This is a genomic window from Mesorhizobium sp. M7A.F.Ca.MR.362.00.0.0 (assembly GCF_004023175.1).
In the GTDB taxonomy this organism is placed as follows: domain Bacteria; phylum Pseudomonadota; class Alphaproteobacteria; order Rhizobiales; family Rhizobiaceae; genus Mesorhizobium.
Window position 1 is genome coordinate 1 of record NZ_RZTF01000796.1, and the last position, 1,040, is coordinate 1,040.

The 1,040-nt window shown below is 64.7% G+C and carries 1 protein-coding gene and 1 pseudogene; both read right to left on the bottom strand.

The genetic code is table 11. From position 1 onward, the window contains the following. Nucleotides 1-164: ATP-binding protein (locus tag EOC06_RS37750; RefSeq protein WP_206631364.1), on the bottom strand; the 164-nt coding region annotated here is incomplete at its 3' end. An 11-nt stretch (nucleotides 165-175) separates the two neighbouring features. Next, nucleotides 176-1,040: pseudogene (locus tag EOC06_RS37755) on the bottom strand (IS21 family transposase); the annotation flags it as partial.

Below are 1,040 nucleotides of genomic sequence, written 5' to 3' on the forward strand. Positions count from 1 at the left end.
TTGCGATCGTAGCGCCAGCTCCATTCCCGGTCGAGCAACAGCGCCAGCCATTCGCCATGCGATAGCTGTTCGGCCTCGGCATTGGCGGCCAGTTCATTGAATGCCTTGGCCATTCCGGTCAGGCCCATGGCGTTGAGCCGGTCGAGGGTGGGATGTGCAAGCATGTCATTCTCCTTCAGTGGTAATAGCGGGAACCGCGGATATTGGGGTGGTCGATGGGCTCGCGAGCCGTCGCCTGGCGCGACGATGCCCGGTCGAGGTGATTGTCGAGGATTGAGCGGACTGAGCCATAAGTCCTGGCGTTGATCTCCAGCGCCCGGCCGCAGGCGGCGTTGACGCGCTCGCGACCGAAGCCCTTGACGAGCCGGATGACGCCAAGACAGGCGCGGAAGCCTTGTTCGGGATGCGGCCGATCCGCCAGTATCTTCTGGCACAGCAAGGCCGCATCCGGGCCGATCGCGGAAGCTTCCCGGTTGATCCTCTCGATCGTCCAGTCGGCAAAGCGGCGGTGCGATGAAGGCATGTGATCCGACACCGTCGTGTGCCGTCCATTGCCGCTGGAGCGCAGATGGGCGGCGATCCTCTCGCCCTTGCGGAACAGCTCGATGGTGGTCGCCGTGATGCGCGCCTCGACCTGCTCCCGCGCAAAGCGGTATGGCACCGAGTAATAGTGCCGGTCGATCTCGACATGGTAGTCGAGGCCGGCGCGCCGAATGCGCCATTCAGCAAAGACGTAACGCTCAGCCGGCAGCGGCTTGAGTGTGGGCCGGTCGATCTCGTCGAACAGTTGTCGCCGCGTGCAGCCGACACGGCGTAGCACGCGGCGATCGTTCAGATCGGCAAGCAACTCGCCGATCGCCGCGTTGACCTCGGCCAGGCTGTAAAAGACACGATGGCGCAGGCGGCCGAGAAGCCAGCGCTCGACAATCCGCACCGCCGCCTCGACCTTGGCTTTGTCGCGTGGCCGCCGTGGCCGGGTCGGCAGCACCGAACTGCCATAATGCTCGGCCATGCCGGCATAGGTGCGGTTTACCTGCGGG